Source organism: Candidatus Peregrinibacteria bacterium, from assembly GCA_016699145.1.
GTDB lineage: Bacteria > Patescibacteriota > Gracilibacteria > UBA1369 > 2-02-FULL-48-14.
Genome location: CP064962.1, coordinates 298,059 through 315,186 on the forward strand (window position 1 = coordinate 298,059; position 17,128 = coordinate 315,186).

Annotated in this window: 8 protein-coding genes and 2 pseudogenes; 5 read left to right on the top strand and 5 right to left on the bottom strand. The window is 49.5% G+C overall.

The genetic code is table 11. From position 1 onward, the window contains the following. Window positions 1–7: 7 nt before the first annotated feature. A pseudogene (gene tpiA / locus IPG41_01610) lies at window positions 8–678 on the bottom strand (triose-phosphate isomerase). A gap of 79 nt (window positions 679–757) precedes the next feature. Here tpiA and IPG41_01615 point away from each other — a divergent pair. The 4 genes from IPG41_01615 (at window position 758) to holA (ending at window position 12,399) form a co-directional block, all read left to right on the top strand. Continuing rightward, window positions 758–6,013, top strand: a complete 5,256-nt coding sequence (locus IPG41_01615; GenBank protein ID QQR55239.1) for a hypothetical protein — start codon at window positions 758–760, stop codon at window positions 6,011–6,013. Window positions 6,014–6,172: 159 nt separating this feature from the next. Then, the gene (locus IPG41_01620) at window positions 6,173–10,456 is read left to right on the top strand and encodes a hypothetical protein (protein ID QQR55240.1); all 4,284 of its coding nucleotides are present in this window, start codon (window positions 6,173–6,175) and stop codon (window positions 10,454–10,456) included. A 66-nt stretch (window positions 10,457–10,522) separates the two neighbouring features. Beyond that, complete coding sequence (locus tag IPG41_01625; protein QQR55241.1) at window positions 10,523–11,389, top strand: hypothetical protein; 867 nt, start codon at window positions 10,523–10,525, stop codon at window positions 11,387–11,389. Window positions 11,390–11,430: 41 nt separating this feature from the next. Next, a complete protein-coding gene (holA, locus tag IPG41_01630) occupies window positions 11,431–12,399 on the top strand; it encodes a DNA polymerase III subunit delta (protein ID QQR55242.1) in 969 nt (322 codons plus the stop codon). A 6-nt stretch (window positions 12,400–12,405) separates the two neighbouring features. On the opposite strand, the gene glnA is transcribed toward holA, so the two are convergent. Next, window positions 12,406–13,770: a type I glutamate--ammonia ligase gene (glnA, locus tag IPG41_01635; protein QQR55641.1), complete on the bottom strand. Its 1,365-nt coding sequence runs from the start codon at window positions 13,768–13,770 to the stop codon at window positions 12,406–12,408. Between the two features lie 248 nt (window positions 13,771–14,018). Here glnA and IPG41_01640 point away from each other — a divergent pair, with 248 nt between their 5' ends. Next, complete coding sequence (locus tag IPG41_01640; protein ID QQR55243.1) at window positions 14,019–14,789, top strand: hypothetical protein; 771 nt, start codon at window positions 14,019–14,021, stop codon at window positions 14,787–14,789. Between the two features lie 20 nt (window positions 14,790–14,809). Here the strand turns inward: IPG41_01640 and IPG41_01645 are convergent, their stop codons facing one another. The 3 genes and pseudogenes from IPG41_01645 to gatC all read right to left on the bottom strand — a co-directional run bounded on the left by IPG41_01645 (window position 14,810) and on the right by gatC (window position 17,066). After that, a complete protein-coding gene (locus tag IPG41_01645) occupies window positions 14,810–15,154 on the bottom strand; it encodes a hypothetical protein (GenBank protein QQR55244.1) in 345 nt (114 codons plus the stop codon). Between the two features lie 145 nt (window positions 15,155–15,299). Then, a pseudogene (gene gatA, locus IPG41_01650) lies at window positions 15,300–16,758 on the bottom strand (Asp-tRNA(Asn)/Glu-tRNA(Gln) amidotransferase subunit GatA). A 17-nt stretch (window positions 16,759–16,775) separates the two neighbouring features. Continuing rightward, complete coding sequence (gene gatC / locus IPG41_01655; protein QQR55245.1) at window positions 16,776–17,066, bottom strand: Asp-tRNA(Asn)/Glu-tRNA(Gln) amidotransferase subunit GatC; 291 nt, start codon at window positions 17,064–17,066, stop codon at window positions 16,776–16,778. Window positions 17,067–17,128: the final 62 nt, after the last annotated feature.

The window sequence follows — 17,128 nt, forward strand, 5'->3', positions numbered from 1 at the left end:
CCGGAAATTAGAAAGCTTTCAAACCGCTGCACAAATCCCTCAAAGCCGCCATAGGGTCAGCCGCTTTGACCACCCGCTGGAAACCAAAACACCCACTGCCCCCAATTCCAAGGCCTTGCGCACGTCGGCCCCTGTTTTAATGCCAGCCCCCACAATCACCTTACCAGGGCCAATCCTATTCACTGCCTCTTGAATCAGCTCGGGGCGAGCCGAAGAAACCGATACATTTCCCCCGATCAACTCCGGCACTTCCACCGCCACAAAATCGGCACCCATTTGAGCAAATTTATTCCCCTCTTCTTCATTTTCAGCACAAACCACGCTGAGCATTTTATATGGCTTCATCCGTTCCAAAGCCCGCTGAATTTCAGAGTCGGAAAGACGACGTTCAGAATGATTGAGCATGCTGCCATCGATGCCCTTGGAACGAGCCACTTCAACCGGGATTAAACCTGTATAAGCGCCATAATTCACCCCATCCATATGCTGAGACAGCACGGGAATGCTGACCGCAGCCGCCAACATTTCAAGATCCAAAACCATCCCGATGATCGCCACATGCACCCCCATTTCATTGGCCACACGTTCGTGCATTTTGGCAAGCTCCACAGCCCGGGCCCCAACGGCCTCTTCATAAGCTTTAAAATTCGTGATGAGAATGGGCGTTTGCAAGGGCATGAACAGGAAGGAAAAGGCGGTTGTAAAAAATCAAAAATTATGATACACTGTAAGGATTTAAAACCAAAACAAAACGCGTATGGCAATTTTCCCGCATTCATCAGCCTTCTTCAATCCGTGGAAGAAAAATCTCTTCTTCTTCATGAGCGGAGAAGCTCCCAGTAGCGGCGCAGAAGCCTTGCCCGCTTGGAAGGAAACTTTGCTTTTGCAAATAGAGCAAGCCGAGCTACGCACTGAAGACGAAGACCGTCTGAGAAAAGAAGTGAAAGACTGGAAACCCACTGAAAACGAACGTCAAGATCAATTTGAACTGCGCATGAGATACGCCACCAATAAAGCTGAAATAGCCAAACGCACAGGAGAAAAATACGGGGATCTAGTTAAAGAACTCACCGCTGGAAAGAAGGCTAAAGACGCCTTGCCGTTTTTACAAAACACAGAGGGCAAATCTCTCTCTGACCACGTGGCCGACCATGAATTGGAACAAGGCAAGCAATTCACCGTGAACTTCGGGGTTGGAGTGGAAGGCATCAATCAAACACAAGCTCGCCAAGCTCAACGCCGCATTGGTCTGCACCACATTTTTGCCGATCAACCAGAAATCACCAGACTCGCCGTAACCGATACAAAAGGCAACACGGTAACTGTCCTACGTTGCCCCGACGGACGCTATCGAGAAGAAGGCAAGCTCAATAAGAAAAGACATCACCCCATCTACCAAGGATACAGCGTAAAAATTCTTGAAATTGGAGGAAAAGATGAAGCCAAGAAAATGGCCACACAAGAAGCCGAAATGAAGTCCGATCAAAAGATGGAAAAGGCCGCACAAAGCCGCTTGCAAGACGCTCAAGCAAGCGAAGCGAAAGCAGCCGAAAGCAGCAGTGTCGCTCAAAATGAGACTCATAAAAAAGCAGCCCTAGAAATGGCCGGTGTTCAAAGCGGCAAGCCCGAAGCAGTTGCTAGTGAAATTGCACTCAGCCCCGAAGAAGAACAAGCCTTCAACGAACAAAACCGGCTCTTGAGAAATGGTGTGAACGCTTTGACTCAAGAAGTCTTCCTCAGCGACTCGAAAGCCGGGGAAATAAAGACGGCCTGCGAACAAGAACTGACCGATAAAAAGTTCAAATCCATCGTCTATGAAGGAAGAGAAGGAGAACTGCAAAAAGTCACCCTCACTTTAGTGGATAAAAAGGGAATCGAACACAAATACACAGGAACATCCAGTCACCCCATTGGCGTCAATGCTTTTGTGGATGAAAACTTACCCGGAATCGCGCCCGGCGCAGAAAGCGTCAAAGCCTATGCTTGGAACCGCGAAGCTTTTAAAGACTTAATCAAAGACCTCGCCAAAACAGGAGGAGAAATCGTTCACCCTGAACACAGTTCCCCTTATGACAATGGAGTGATCTATGGAGGCGTGCGAAAAGCCGCAACCACCGGTGAAGAAGGCGGAACCCTTGCTGAAGTGGCCAACCCTGAATACGGAAAAGCCCACCAAAACCTCAGCCAAGTGGATAGAAACAACGACGGCAGCATCGACATCAAAGATTACGAATATGTACAAAGCCTCAAAACAGGCGAAGGCGCTCGCCTGCCCGACGCCCTAAAAAAGTGGACCGTCGCCGATTTTGAAGCCAACAAGCACCGCATCGATCACATGGATCAATTCTGGGATTCCCTGCAAGTGCTCGGTAAACAAAGCGGAAAAACCGAAATGGAACTGCTCAGACCCTTTTTGGATGGAAATAAAATCACCTATCAAGAACTCTGCCGTCAAGTGTATGGACAAAGTCCCGAAAAGCTTTGGGAAGATTATTCAGAAATGCGCGATGCCTTAACAAGGCAAAACGCTCAATCCGACAGTGAAAAAACAAACATCAAGAAGAAAGACCGCATGGGAGAAAGCAAGGACGAATACTACACCTATGCCGAACTCAAAGCAGCCACTCAAAACGATGAAGCCTTCTTTGAAGCCAGCTATCGCCTGCTCGAAGCCACTCGCGTTTTAGAAAAAAACAAGAGCAGCATTGTGGAAGGATCGGTGGAAAACGGCACCCCAGAAACAGCCAAAAAATTGGTGGCTCAACTCTTCGATCCCACCGATACGGCTCCCCTTGCCAGACGCACGCTCGGCGAAGTTTTGCGAGGCGAAGAAATCGAAGCCAGCATGGATTCCACTCATCGGGACTACTTAATGAAAGGAGAAAATCGTTACGAAACTCACATCTCTTCCGCAGGAGCGTATGCTTTGCTGCTGGGGGAATTCGCCCACGGGGCTGAAATGGACTACAAAGGGCTCTCTGCTCGGCTCACTCAAATGCGCAAGGCCGGTCTTCTGTTTTACGAACAAATGGCTCCTAAAGACCAAGAACGCCTCAATCGTTCCCTAGCCAAAGAATGGGGCATTACAGCCGAAGCCGTGCCTGCAAAACTGAAAGCGGCCGCTGAAGGCGCAGCCTTGGATGAAAACAAACTCCAGTCTGAAAAGCCCTTCACTCCAGAAGAAATTTTGCTCATTCAATTGGGCATGATTCCCGAGGCCTCTCGCCGTGAAGCCGCAGACGTCGCCAGCGTAGAACGCATCAAACTCAAAGAAATGAATGAAGAAGCTCGAAACAAAGTGGCCGAGGCCGTCAAAGCCATCGGAAAGGCTTATCAAGAAAAAACAGGTCAAACTCTCTCCGAAGAAGAGCTCAAGAGCTTGGAACAAGAAGCCTTGAACCAACTCGTCATTCGTGAAAACAAAGGGGCCCTCGGTCTCGCCTTCAAAGTCAGCGACGGAAACGTGGATGCAGGAGCAGGTTATGCCCGAGAATTGGTCCGTGTGCCCATGGGCGACAAAGGGTACCTCAGCATCAACGCTGGAGTAGGAGTCGCTTGTATTGAAGAACTCCGCATCGTCGAAACACTCAGCGTGGGCGCCGATGTCAAAGTGGGAACTCGCTTTGGAAAAGAAGACCAAAACCGCGCTTCCGCTGCGGTGGGAGCAGCCATCTCTGTAGGAAAGGTGAACCTGGGGGCCAAAGTCGGCATACAAGTCAAAAAAGACAGCGAACGCGTGTGGTACCTTGGAACCGGAGTGGGAGCCGCAGTGGGCCTCGGCCTTGAAGAAGGCGGCACTTCCGTGAAATTGGCCTACCTGGAAGCAGGCCGTGATTTGAACGCAGCAGCTCAAAGAAAATTCCGTGAACTCAAAGAAAAAAATCCTGAGTTTGAAAAAGAACTCAACGACTATATTCTTAAAACCTTGGACGCCTATCGCGCCGAAATCGACGCTCAAACAGAAGGCATGTCCGAAGTGGAAAAAAATCAATACTTGCACATTCTCGCAACCAGCATTGCTGAAATTTATTTGCAAGAACGCGGCAATGAAGCCATTTCTGAAATGTGTGCCATTCAATTTGGAAAAATTGGAGTTGCTGCCGGAGTCGGTTTGACGGGATTCTTAATCCCTTACTTTGGAGTTTCCTTCAAAGGACGCCGCGTGGTGCGTTACTTCAAATCTTCCGACGCGCCGAACATGGATGCAATTGCCGAAGCCAAATTGCGTGAACAAATTGCAGCCGAAACCCAAGGCAGCGTGGGTGACGTGGTCTACCTGTCTGGAAACCTCACCATGACCGAAAGTGGAGAGCGCAGCATTGAAAACTCCATGCTCAAATTCGAAGAAATGGGCAGCTTGGAAGGCATCAATACGAAACTCCGCGCTCAAGGCATGGAATTGGTGCCCAGCGCCAACGATGCCAGCAAACTTCAACTCAGGGTCAAAAATGCAGATGGTTTTGTGAACCTCTATATCGATCCTGCCTCTGGCATTCAAGCCTCCATCGGTGCAGATGGAATGGGCTACCTCAACCTGGACTACCACGACGCCCTCAGCATTTTGCGCATCGACAAAAACACCGCCTTTAAAGAAGGCGGCGGTGGAGTCAAAAATGTGGACATTTACATCAGCAACAATCCTCAAAAAACACCCAGCAGCATCAAAGATCAAACCGGAGACCGCCTCACCTGGCGTCAAACCGACATCTACCCTGCTGATTCGGGCAAGAACACCTTGGAAACCGCCATGCACATCAAACGAAACACTTATGTGGAAGGCACGGCTGTTTACAAGAACGAAGCAGAAATGTTGGCAGCCATCGCTGCGGATGGACTCGGTGATCTCAACAATGTGGACGCCAAAACCGCCCGCGAAACCTTGCAAAAACGCATCCAGGTCATTTTGGAACAGAGTGAAAGCGCCGAGGGTGAACCCCGCGTGGAACAACTGGATGAATACATCGACGTACTCATCAAAAGCCGCAGCATCAGCTACATTCAGCTCACCAGCGACGCGGCTTACAGCAAAGCCATTCTAGACGGTGCCAAAACGAAATTGGGCGGAACTCTGAGCAATGAAGAGGCCACTTATCTCTTGCAAAACTTGCTCGTGGAATCCCGTGCCAAAACCCCAGGCAGTGCCGAGGCCTTAGCCAAGCACATTTTAGGATGGAACACCGAAGCATTGAACAATTTCTGTGCTCAACATGGACTCGATAAAACCATGAGTGCTCTCATCATGGAACACTATGCCCAGACACTCAGCGGTTTAGGAGGAGCCGACCTGCCCAGCGAAAGCTTGGGAACAGGTTACGCCTTCCACACGCTCATCGGTCCCACCGCCACTGGAGAGTTGGGCCGAGGCATCAACTCCAAATTCTCATCTGAATTGGCCGGAACCGAAGCGGTTACGGTAGAAAACCTGATCACAAAATTCGGCATGAGCGAAGAACAAGCCAACGCTTTCATTGCCGCTCAATTGAGTGAATTCCGTCACCTCAAAAATGTCAGTTCTGAAAACGCAGACCCCATGACTCGAGTCCGCTCACCTTTGGGAATGCAACTTTTGGAACAAGCCCCTGCCCTCTTTGATCCTCAAACGGCAGAAGCACTTGTGAAAGCAGTCGAAAGCAAGAGCATCGATAAAGAAGCCGCTTATTGGAAAATCTTCGCCGACGCTCTCAATCAATTGGAGACCACAGGCACTTACTTGAGTTCTTCTGGTTACGCACTCTCTCGTGACTTCCACATGGTGATGGGCTTCCTCGAAAGCTGTCGCAATTTCACGGTTGCTTACAAAGAAAAATCGTTGACCCTGCGCCAAAGCAGCGTGAAAGGCGTCAACACCTACCAAGGCGCCACAGGCTCCCTGGGAAACAACTTCACGAGCGCAGCGGCAGCTGTGAAAGTGGCACCTGAACCCAAGCCGAGCGAACAAGGAAGCGTTGAAGTGATTGATAAACGCCAAGAAGACGGCGGTACAACCGAAAATAAAGATAACACTCTGAATTAGTTTTTAAAAAACTACTTTACAAAACATGAAAAAGATTATACTCTATACGACTATCTTCAGTTTTCTCCTAGGAAGCGCCTGCGCAACCGAAGAAAACAGAGTCCCTAAAGAAGACGGTAGTACAGTTGAAACCCCTAGCAATCTCCTCAATCCATGACGATGAAAACCCTCACTACCTTTTTAACAGGAATGTCCCTGAGTCTCTTGCTCGCCGTGGGCATTGCCTACGCCAGCAATGAAGACACTACAGAAGTCGATTCCATCGACTCTGGGAATTACGATGAAAACACCGACACCACCTGTGACGGCGACACTCACGAACACATTCATTACAACGATTCCACGGATACTCGAAGTCGAATGTTCATTGGAGTGGTTCACGAATTCGCCATTGTCTTCGAAGACGATTTTTTAGATAGCGTGGACACCAGCACCATGACTTGTACCAACGGGGACGGAACCTATCGCAACTGTGGCTTCAATAAAGACACCGACTTGGGCGACGTGGTTTACTCCACCTCCAACGGACACTGGAACGGCGTGACCGTCACTTATCAAACCCTCGATTGGATTGCCGGAAGTCCCGTGGGACTGGTTTGGCGTTACGGAACCGACGCCGATGCCGATGACTATGATGACAAACCTTGGCTCGGAAGCGGAGGTCAAAAAGTAGAAGGTATTTCTTTTGAAGCCGAGGACTACAGCATTGAAAGCACCGCTACCACTACAAGTTGGACCAAAATGGAGTTCTTCTACACCAACCCCAATGGGGATTACATGGACACCGACAACTGGACCCATGTGTATACCAACGACGTTCAAGCTCATCAAAATGAAGTGGATCCCGATGGAGACTACATCTATTGGTATGGAATCAACGGAACGGCCGTTTCCAACTTCCCTGCGTGTTACGCCGCAGCCTGCGCCTCTCTCTCCATCACTCCCGAAACAGCCGACTTGAACATGAGTGACGTGTTTTCAGACGTCAGTTTCACGGTCACGGCTACAGGCAGTGACGGAAGCGACATCACAGGGGATTCTCGTTTCACCTATTCCATCAATCAATACGGCAGCGCCAATGACGCCGCCGATGCCGATGGCAGCCTCCACTACGGCCCTTTCAGTCGACTTCGAAGCAAGAATCCGACCAATATTGCAGACAGCACGGTGATCTTCAGAAACACTGAACCTGGAGACAGCCTTTATGTTTACGTGAGCAACTACGAAGGGAATTCCTACGAAAGCTCTTGTTACGCCGAAGTAGAACTGCCCTACTGTACCGACCTCAATATCACCAATCCCGTAAGATCCAGCGGCGTGCCCTATATCGGCCCCGTGCATGGCGACACTTACAGCACCCCCATCGATATTGAAACCGAAACCAGCACCGGCGAAAGCTGGCCGTTCAACGTGACTTATGGATCCACCGATCCAGCAGCGACCTTCGACGGCCAAAGCAACCCTTACGTCACCCTCGACACTTCCATTGCAGCTTACACCAGCACAGATTCTGCAACCGTGAGCGTGGGCCTCAATGATCAAAACAGCGATGGCGAATCCGACGACGTTGCAGGCCTCTGTAACGACACGTTCTACTACATTCTCATCCCCAATCTGTCCACTCCCACGTGTGATTATTTGGAAATCACTGAACCCACGGGCACCATCACGGCTGAAGCCATGGAAGACGGCAATGTAGAAATTTCTTGGGAATCCTTCCTCACGGATGGAACCCCCAACCCCAGCACCTATTTGTGCACCAGCTCCAACCCCAACGGACAATTCCGCGATGCCACCGGCAGAACCACTTCCGCCAGCATCAGCACGCCTTTGACCACTGTGTTTTACACCGGTGAACCCGGCGATAGCATCACCTGTCAAAGCGTCGCTCCTTACAGTGGAGCCGCTTGTGTGGACACCCTCACCAGTGAAACCGAGGGTGGAGGCGCCGTGTGTGAGGACCTCAGCTTAGACGACCCCTACATTGTCAATGACGACGGCAGCCAAACCCTCATCAACCTAAGCAGTCAAAACGACTTGCAACGACTTTATGCAGAAGACACCGCTTGCTTCCCCTTTGAAGTGAACGTGGAACCCAACTTCAACGGAACCCTGCAAGCCAGCGCTTACACCGACAGTACGCGAAACACTCGAAGCAGCGGATTGCTCTCCCTGAACGTGAACAGCAGCGGTACTTACGTGGGCAACCCCGCCACCATTGGAATCAGCGAAACAAACAGCTATACCGGCACTCTCTGTTGGGAAAACTTCAGTGAAAACCAAGTTCTCGATCTGCAAGTGGTGGACTCTGAATCCGTTTGTGCCGACTCAATCACCCTGCCTCCCATTCGCGTGATTGGGGACGACGACGATGATGATGATGACGATGATGACGACAATCCCACTTGTGAAGACGTCGTAGATGTAGATGAAATCGATGCCGGAGGAATCTGTGAAGAATATTCCATGGAAGTCTGCGTAGAAGACGAAGACATCGAAGTTGTGAGCAGTGGAGACGAAATCTGTTACTACGATGAAGACGACACCGATCACAGTGACCCTATTGACTGCGAAGAAGGTGAACTCACCATCGAAGCAGAGCGCAATCGTGAATGTTACGAGGTTGAGATTGAAGGCAACGTGTGCAGCGGCGAAATCAGCGTCGAATACAACGGCCAAGTCTGTTACGACGACAGCCCCGAACAAGAAGAAGTGGGCGTGCTGAACAAGTACATCTACACCTTCAACTTCAGCTCTGAAAAAGTTTACAATTCCGATGAAGACGTCTTCTTCACTCACGACGAAGACCGCACCTTCTACACTTTGGAATACACCCCTGCCGGAGCCGAAGACACTCTCGTCTTCACCGACGACATGTGGGACAGCAATGGAATCGAAGGAGTTTTCGGTGACGGAGCCAATGAATCCACTCAAGGACACATTTGGCTTGCAGAAGAACTTTCTGAACTCACCGATTATCAATACAACTATCAAACCATCAAATCCTTTGGTTTTGGAGAAGAATACGAAGCCGGTTCCCAAGGCCTCGCCGACTACGTTTCAGGTTTCACCGAAAGCAGTTATCAAAGTTTCGTGGCTTACCTGCAATACGAAAACAGCAGCGATCCCTACTCTTCAACGTACATCCATGCTTGTGCTGCTTCCACCGAAGACGGGGAAACCGTTTATGGTGAGGATGGCCTACTTTGCTACAACCCCGAGTACAGCCCCGAAGACGAAGGCCGCGTCGTGATTTTGAACGCCGACGCCATCCCCAGCGATGCCACTCTTCGCATCCGTTATGTGGGAGTGATCGAATCTGGGATCACCGCCGAATGTGACGAAAGCGACGATGAATGTTTGACGGAAGTGTTCCTGAACTCGGCTCAAGTGTTTGCCGACCCAGAGGACATTGAAGATGTTTCAAACGACGACGACTGTGACGAAGACAACGCCTGCAGCGAAGATTCTTCAACCCTCGTGGTGCTTTGTTCTTACCTCATGACCCAAAATGCCGGAGACATCTATCTTGAAGGCGACTTGGACAGTGGATCCGACATCTCCTGTGCCTACATCAATGACGAACAAAATTATAGTTCATACAGCAACACCGACGGCCTGGTGATTTTGGACGCCGGCGACGGAGACGGCGATGAGGACCAAGAAGATGAAGACAGAGACATCACCTATCACGTGGAAAACACCAACAGTGAGGTCTCCATTTGTGACGACTCCAATTCAGACAATTTGATTGGAAACCTCAGCTCCTATGTTTGTGAAATCGTCAGCGCCGTGAGCGAGCTTTGGAGGAATGAAACCGTCAGCGAAACCACCGACTCCCACGTGAGCCAAGCCGTGCGCAACGCCGACACCAACCAAGCCAGTGCCAACGAAGTGTACAGCGGCTGGGATGCCCTAGCTTCGGCCCTCACCAATAACAATAACCCAGACAGCGGAATCCTTTACTTCCAAGGAAATGGAACGAATTCAAAAGTGACCCTCACAGGAACCTTCGTGGTGCCTTGTGGCGCTTGGACCTTGGTCGTGCAAAATGCCAATCTACACTTTGCCACCGACATTGAGTACGCCACTTCCTGCACTGCGGAATCCGGCAAAAACTACACCACCGACTTGCCTTCCATCGCCTTCGTCGTAGAAGGAGGCGACATCTACATTGAAGACTCCGCTTACCACCTTGCAGGGGTGTATTACACCAATCAAAACATCGACGGCGACCTTCGCAGCGCCGTGGACGGAGCCCTCACCTTCGATGGATCGCTTTACGGAAACGTCGATCCTCTGCTCGACGCCGCCAACTACGTCGGCCCCCCAACCCTCGACGGAGGCAGCGTGGTGGTGCGTTACGACAGCCGCATCCTTTTGAACACCCCCCCCGCCCTCTCTGAATATGTGGACGTGGACACGCAAAGAGGAGTGAATTGAAAGGAGGGAGAAAAATTTGACAGAATCATTCTATTGGAAAATAATGAGGTTTATTAAACAATAGAAATGGCCCACGAAGAAGATGCCACCAGCGACACCATCACCCAAGAGATCATCTTTGGAGATAGAATGTGTCCAGTCAAAGCACTACCACTGCCCGAAGGCTACAAAGGTGCCGTTTATCTCAATCCAAACATAGAAATTTCTGGCCACAGCAATGACGATGTGGTTGCTTGTGCCTCGGGAAGCAGGGCAGCCCTGCTCATCGTCTTTGATGGAATTTCAACAGGTAAACCAGGAAAACCAACTTATGGCTTTGAATCAGGCCCCGTTGCAAAATACGCCGCAGAAATAGGGTTGGCCTATGCAAAAGCTCACCTAGCAGCAGGACGAGCATTTTCATTGCAAGAAATGCATCGGCATATAGGAGAAGCAGTAAAAACAGCCTTCATCCAGAATACACTTCCAAAAGGAGGACTCGTGGGTGTCAGTGCACTTCTATTGCCGAATGGAGTGATCCATGTCCATCGCTTTGGAGACGCTGAAATAGCCCTAAGTGGTGTTAACGGGGGGCGTTTCTGGGTCCCTAACGAGCTTTTGCCTCAAAATATGGCTTTGAGAAGATATCAAGAGGATGGAGATATCTCAATAGATCAGGTTTTAATACCAGAAAGAAAAGGTGCCCCTATCACCAACTTCATCCTCACCAGTCGAGGTCTAAGCAATCCAGAAGGGCCCGACTGGATCCACCGCTTGGCAGCAGGACAGCGCTTCATCATGGGCAGCGACGGTCTTATGATTTACGATCAGCTCAAAGCGCTCCATGAAACAAAGGGTGATGCACAACAGCTTTTAAGTGAAGTTGCCAATCATGCAAACAGATTTTCCACAGACAATATCTCCGGTTTTGCCATTCAAAGAATCGCAGCTTAAGCACTCTGGTCTTTTTTTGAGATGGCCTCTACACTGCAAGCATGCCCCAGTCCAACTTCTACTTCATGGCCGGTGAAGACACTTTTTCCCTACTGGAAGAAGTGGACCGTTGGAAATCCGGCTTTCTAGAAAAATACGGCGACACCGACATAGAAGAGCTGGACGGAGAAACCGTGGCCGTCGAGACCATTGCCGGTGCCATCCAAGCCATGCCTTTCCTCTCCCCCAAACGCTTGGTGATTTTAAAAAACTTCCTCAGTGGGAAAAAAGCGGAGCAGGCCAACGAGCTTATTCCTGTGCTCGAAAAATTGCCCGACTCCACCTTTCTGCTCATGGCAGAACTCACAGAACCGGACAAGCGCAGCAGCCTGTTCAAGCACCTCACCACCGCTGCCACCCAACGCCTCTTCCTCAAGCCCAAAGGGGCCCAACTCAATCTATGGATTCGCCGCCACATCGAAGCCCTGCATGGACAAATCGACCCCGGCACTGCCGACTACCTGGCGAGTTGGGTGGGCGACGAGCTCTTCCGCCTGCACAATGAAATCGAAAAGCTCACCCTTTTTGCCCAAGGAAAACCCATCAGCCCTGCCATGATCGACGAACTGGTGGCCGATCAAGTCCAAAAATCCATCTTCATCCTCACCGACCTGCTCGCTCAAAAAAAACATGCCGAGGCCCTGGCGACCCTCAAAAAACTGGAGCAACAAGGGGAAGAAGCCGGCTACCTCTTTGCCATGGTCACGCGCCAATTCCGTCTGTTGCTCGAAATGAAAGCTCTGGCCGACCAAGGTCAAAACGCAGCCGCTATTGCCCGCACCATGGCCGTGCACCCCTTTGTGGTGCAAAACACCCTGCGCTACGCCAAAAATTTCACCTACGAACAGCTCCAAACTGCCCTCTCCGATCTGCTCACTCTAGATCGCCGACTCAAAACGGGCCTCATCTCTCTAAAACCGAGAGAAGAAGACCCGTTCTTATTGCAACTCGAGAAGATCATTCTCAGCTAACAAAGCTTAGCACTCCAAATATCGATCTGTTTCCCACTTGGAAACGGAGGTGCGATACGACTCCCATTCTTCACACTTGGCCTCGTAGTACTTAGCAAAAACATCCGCGCCCAAAGCCCCGCGAATCACTTCGTCTTTGGCCAATTCTTCAATCGCTTCCTTGAGGTTGGAGGCCACCGTCTTAATGCCCTTTTCGCGCATCTGCTCAGCGGTGAGTTCCCAAATGTTTTCTTCTACCGGAGCCGGAGCCACAAGGCCTTTCTTGATTCCATCCAGACCTGCAGCCAACATCACGGCAAAGGCAAGGTAGGGGTTGCTGGAAGGATCGGGGCAACGCAATTCAAAACGAGAGCCCTTAGCCGCAGTAGCAGGGGTAATTCGAGGAATACGAATCAAAGCACTACGATTTCGCTGTCCCCAAGCCGCATTCACAGGGGCCTCATAACCCACCACCAGACGTTTGTACGAATTCACCGTAGGGTTCATCACGGCGTTCATCGCACGGATATGTTCCAGTTGCCCAGCAATGAAGCTTTGAGCCAAGGCCGAAAGTCCATAAGTGCCTTTAGGATCAAAAAACGCATTGCGTCCATCTTCAATAAAGCTGAGAGATTGATGCACGTGCATGCCGCTTCCATTCACTCCAAAAATAGGTTTGGGCATGAATGTGGCGTGGAGGCCAAGCTTAGCAGCCCTATTCTTAAGGGCCAATTTCAAAGTGATGGCATTGTCGGCACTGCGCACCGCATCTGCATAACGAAAGTTGATTTCATGTTGGCCAGGAGCCACTTCATGATGCATACGTTCAATTTCAATGCCCAGCGCATCCAGGTCAAAAGCCATGAGACGACGCAGCTCCAGAGCCAAGTCGTCGTATTGAGCGAAGTAACCCGCGCTATCGTGAGGCAAAGTCACGGCATTTCCTTCTGCATCGCGCTTAAAAAGGAAGAATTCAAGCTCTGGACCCACATTGTACTCAAACCCGAGCTTGGCCGCCTCTGCAAGTTGGCGCTTCAAAATTTGACGAGGGCAGCCCTCATAAGGCGTTCCATCGGGCAAATGCACGTCACAAATCAAACGAGCCGTCACATCTTCACTGTTGAGCGTCCAAGGCAAAACCGCAAAAGTATTGAGGTCAGGACGAAGGATCATGTCCGATTCCGTAATAGCGGTAAAACCACTGATGGAAGAGCCATCGAACCACATGTCGTTATCGATGAGTTCTTCGAGTTTGTGCACTGGAGCCGTCACAGCCTTGAGCACTCCATTCACATCCACAAATTGAAAGTCCACAAATTGCACTCCATTTTCTTGAGCCATTTTCAGGACCATTTCTTTAGTCACATTCTTATGAGGAAACTTAGCGTACATGTGCTCGCGTCGAACGCCTCGAAGCGCAGCGGGTGCAGTGGCCGTAGCGGTAGCCGTGGTCATGGGGAAAGGGGTTAAAATTAGAAACAAGTCCTTTTTAAGGATTTTATAAAGATCAAACAAGGGCTTTCTTGAGCCTAAAAAACACTGTCAAACACTTGCTACACCCCCGCCTTGACCTTTAAAATTCCAAGCACTATGCTGTAGCAAATTCCGACTGTCGAAAATTTCTACAACCCAAAGTTCTCTTGTCTAATAACCTGAAAAGTGTCCTGACGAATATCGGTCTGAGCAAAAAAGAGGCCGCTGTTTATTTGGCGAACTTGGAGCTGGGCACGGCCCTTGCGTCTGAAATTGCAAAAAAATCCAAACTCAATCGAGTCACCACCTATGACGTGCTCGAAAAATTGATCAGTGAAGGCCTGGTCAGCTCTCAAATGATCAAAAAAGTGAGCTGCTTCACGGCCATGGAACCGGACCAGCTCCGCTTGGAAGTGCGGAAACATTATCTGGATTTCAAAGAAGCTTTGCCGGAATTTCGTCGCCTACAAGGGAAAAGTTCTCATCCACACATCCGTTATTACGAAGGTTTGGACGGCGTGAAAAAAATCTATGCAGACACGCTCAGCTCCAAAACTGAAATTTTGAATTACGCAGATTCCAAATCCATCCGTGAATTCTGGCCCAAATACGATCAAGAATACGTTAAAAAACGCGTGGAGGCTAAAATTTATCTGCGCGGAATCGCCCCTTTAGACGAACACGGAAAAAAAGTCGCACAACAAAACGAAAGCATGTATCGAGAAATCCGTTTGGTCAAAGCGGGGCCCTTTTCGTTCACCAATGAAATCAACATTTACAACGACAAAGTCGCCATCGTTTCCTTCAGCAAAAACACCATCATGGGCATGATCATTGAAAGTGAGGAAGTGGCCAACACTCAACGCGCCATTTTCATGATGGCCTGGGAATTTGCCGAAAGCACGGGTTTACGAGAAGTTCAAGCATCACAAGAATAGCAAGGCTAACTCAAAAAACTTCACCGCTGCATCAAGCCATTTTGCATCAAGACTTTTTCATGATGATCGACACGACCCTCCAAACGATCGTGAGCCAAGCTAAAAGAACTGAATTCCTGTTCCAATCGCTCCAGGGAAAGCGCTAAGTTTTCATGCATGCCCAAATGTTCCATTTTAAAATCATTGAACTCATCTCGTGTGAGCAAATTCTTAAACATGTTGTCATGCCCCACCAGCATGATCTCGACATTTTCGAAACGCTCGTCAATCCGTTCAAATCTGCTATCAATCTGCTCAAATTTTTGATCCATCTTGTCCTCCAAGCGTTGAAGTGCCTGAATGATCATTTGATTCGTAACGGCCATACACAGTTTTAAAGAAAGGATGCTCAGCGTAACAAAGAAAATTTCAAAAGTCCTGAAAAAAACTTACAAAATGAAAAAGGCGTTTACAAAAAATACAATTCTTTTAAAAACCGCGATTCGAAGGTTTCCTGCTCTCAGTGGTACCTTAAAATTGAGGATGCCGCTTGTGCCAATCCGTAGCCTGTTCATAGGCATAAGCTGCTTGCAGCAATAAAGGGCTCAGACCACATCGGCCCCAGAATCTGCAAACCCACAGGAAGCCCCGCTTGAGTGAAGCCACAAGGCAAAGAAAGTCCAGGAATACCCGCAGCAGAAGCAGGAATGGTGAGAGCATCGGCAAGATACATCGCAAGAGGATTGCTGGCCTTTTCCCCCACCTTAAACGCAGGGGTGGGAGAAGTAGGAGCCATCAAAAGATCCACCTCTTTAAAAGCATTGGCAAAATCCTCAATAATGAGCGTGCGCGCTTTGAGCGCCTGCTTGTAATAAGCATCAGCATAACCAGCTGACGAAACGAAAGTTCCCACCATGATGCGACGCTTGATTTCAGATCCAAATCCTTCTCCACGGCTCTTGCGATAATAGTCCAAAAGGTCATCGGCATTTTCAGCTTTATGTCCAAAACGAATGCCATCGAAACGCGCTAAATTCGTGGAAAGTTCCGTGGGCATGGTCACGTAGTAAACAGACACTCCGTACTTGGTCATGGGCAAACTCACTTCCTTCACCGTTGCACCGAGTTTTTCATATTCCTTCACGGCATCCATCACTCGTTCCTTAACCTCCACATCCACGCCTTCCATAAAGTATTCCTTGGGGACTCCGATGCGCAGTTCTTTCACACCTTTCTTCAAATCCGCCATGTAGTCCGGCACAGCGACTTTAGGAGTCGTAAGGTCTCGATCATCATGCCCAGAAAGAAGATTCAAAAGAAGAGCTACATCTTCACTGCTGCGAGTGAAAACCCCCACTGTGTCCCAACTCGAAGCCATTCCGGTCACTCCAAAACGACTGATGCGTCCATAGGTGGGCTTGAAGCCAATGCATCCACTGAGAGAACCCGGTTGACGCACAGAACCTCCGGTATCGGTCCCAAGTGAATAAAAAAATTGTCCAGCAGCAACACCCGCAGCGGAACCTCCGGAAGAACCTCCGGCCACATAGTCTTTATTCCAAGGATTCAAAACCACTCCAAAAGCAGAATTCTCAGTGGAAGCTCCACACGCAAATTCATCCAGGTTCAATTTTCCAAGCAAAGAATAACCCGCCTCTTTTAATTTTCGGGTCGCCGTCGATTCATAAGGAGGAACAAAATCTTCGAGCATTTTTGAAGCCACCGTCGTTCGTATGCCACGCGTGTTGAAAATGTCTTTCATCGCTGAGGGGATACCCTCCAAAATGCCAATGGCCTCTCCGCGAGCGATTTTTTCATCCACTCTCTTCGCTTCGGCCAGAGCCAAGTCATCCGTTCGAGTAATAAATGTGTTCAAATGCTCAGAGCGCGCAATTTGATCCTGACAGGCCTTGAGCAAATCCATGGCAGAGAACTGCTTTTCAACAAGTCCTTTATGGGCTTCGGTAATGGTTAAAAAATGTAAATCCATTATTATAAACCAATTTTTTAAATGACGCGTTTAACGCGAATTTGATGGGCTTCTTTAGGAAGTGGACTGCACTCCAAAAGTTCATCCGCTGTGCAAAGCGAAGCGCCGAATTGATCTGCACGAGCCTCCAAAGAAAGTCCCGTCACCTGAGAAGTTTCTTTTACAGAAGAAGTGTCCAGCTCCTTCAAAACTTCAACATAAGTCAAAATATCTGTGAGCTGGCCGGCATAACGCTCCATTTCCTCGTCCGTCAGATGCAGACGAGCGAGTTTAGCGATGTGCTGTACTTGTTCTTTGGTGAGTTTCACGCGCCAACTCTAACGGAGGAGTAAAAACGCTTCAAGATCAAATAAAAGTACGCTATAGTAGC

Excerpts from the sequence above, each read along its gene's own strand:
- IPG41_01615 (QQR55239.1), top strand. The coding sequence starts at position 758 with ATGGCAATTTTCCCGCATTCATCAGCCTTCTTCAATCCGTGGAAGAAA.
- IPG41_01620 (QQR55240.1), top strand. The coding sequence starts at position 6,173 with ATGAAAACCCTCACTACCTTTTTAACAGGAATGTCCCTGAGTCTCTTG.
- IPG41_01625 (QQR55241.1), top strand. The coding sequence starts at position 10,523 with ATGGCCCACGAAGAAGATGCCACCAGCGACACCATCACCCAAGAGATC.
- holA (QQR55242.1), top strand. The coding sequence starts at position 11,431 with ATGCCCCAGTCCAACTTCTACTTCATGGCCGGTGAAGACACTTTTTCC.
- glnA (QQR55641.1), bottom strand. The coding sequence starts at position 13,770 with ATGTACGCTAAGTTTCCTCATAAGAATGTGACTAAAGAAATGGTCCTG.
- IPG41_01645 (QQR55244.1), bottom strand. The coding sequence starts at position 15,154 with ATGGCCGTTACGAATCAAATGATCATTCAGGCACTTCAACGCTTGGAG.